This is a genomic window from Streptomyces sp. NPDC055078 (genome assembly GCF_053607985.1).
Window position 1 is genome coordinate 1 of sequence record NZ_JBSGUP010001107.1, and the last position, 1,382, is coordinate 1,382.

Consider the following 1,382-nt stretch of genomic DNA (forward strand, 5'->3'; position numbering starts at 1 on the left):
GTCCCCCGAGGGCGTTCTGTCCTCCTCCAGCCTGAACGTCTGGATCAGCCACGACGAGAACGACCCCGTCACCGCCCCCAGCAGCGCCAGCCCGCCCGCCATCATCACCACCGCCACCAGCCGCCCCAGCGTGGTCACCGGGGCCACATCGCCGTATCCGACCGTCGTCAGCGTCGAGCACATCCACCAGACCGAGTCCCCGAAGGTGAGGATCGTCGCCCCCGGCGCCCCGCGCTCCGCCGAGTACACCGCGAGGGCGCCCGCGAAGCCCATCAGCACCGCGGACATACCGGAGTAGGCGATCACCCGCGCGTACAGGGCGAGCCGGGGGCGGGTGTCCGCGTGGCGGCGCCGGACCGACTCGTAGATCCGGACGATCCGCAGGGGGCGCAGCAGCGGCAGGATCACCACGATCGCGTCCAGGAGGTGCCTCCGGACAAAGCCGATGCCCTGGCCGCTGAGCCGCCAGCAGACCGCGTAGTCGATGATGAACAGCGCCCAGGCCGCACAGGTCACGGCCAGCGCGGCGTCCAGCCAGCCCTGAGGGAGGCCATGGGCGAGCACCCGCACCGCGTAGCAGGCGAGGAAGAGCACGGAGGCCAGGAACAGCGGGACCTCCATGCGTCCCCGCCAGCGCGACAGCCTGTTCTCGTCGTTCATCGGTACGGCGTTCATCGGTACGGCGTCCCGTTCATCGGTGCGGCATCCCGTTCATCGGTACAGCATCGCGGGGCCCGGTCCGGCCAGCCCCCGGCGACACGCGCGGCGGGGGCGACGCCATATGCTGCACTGCATGACGAGTGAGCCGGAGCAGCAGATCGGGGTGGGGACGCCGGACGCGTTCCAGCGCTTGTGGACGCCCCATCGGATGGCGTACATCCAGGGGGAGAACAAGCCGAGCGGGCCCGAGGCCGGTGACGGCTGCCCCTTCTGCTCCATTCCGTCCAAGTCGGACGAGGACGGGCTGGTGATCGCGCGCGGTTCGCTCGTCTACGCGGTGCTGAACCTCTATCCGTACACCGGCGGGCATCTGATGGTGGTGCCGTTCCGGCATGTCGCCGACTACACCGAGCTGGACGGGGCGGAGACCGCCGAGCTGGCGGTGTTCACCCAGCGGGCGATGACGGCGCTGCGGGCGGCCTCCGGAGCCCACGGGTTCAATATCGGGATGAACCAGGGGATGGCCGCCGGGGCGGGGATCGCCGCGCATCTGCACCAGCACATCGTGCCGAGGTGGGGCGGGGACACCAATTTCATGCCCGTCGTGGGGCATACGAAGGTGCTGCCGCAGCTGCTCGCGGACACCCGGGCGATGCTCGCGGAGGTCTGGGCGCGCTAGAGCGTACGCACGGGCTGGACCGTACGACCGTACGACCGTACGC

Annotated in this window: 2 protein-coding genes; one reads left to right on the forward strand and one right to left on the reverse strand. The window is 70.4% G+C overall.

Annotated elements, in window-relative coordinates; translation table 11 throughout:
- On the reverse strand, positions 1-675 hold a 675-nt coding region (locus ACWF94_RS40510; protein WP_453500302.1), incomplete at its 3' end, for a potassium channel family protein.
- 106 nt (positions 676-781) lie between these two features.
- Between ACWF94_RS40510 and ACWF94_RS40515 the strand changes: the two genes are divergently transcribed.
- Entirely contained in the window at positions 782-1,339 is a 558-nt protein-coding gene (locus ACWF94_RS40515) for an HIT family protein (RefSeq protein WP_453500304.1), read from the forward strand.
- Positions 1,340-1,382: the final 43 nt, after the last annotated feature.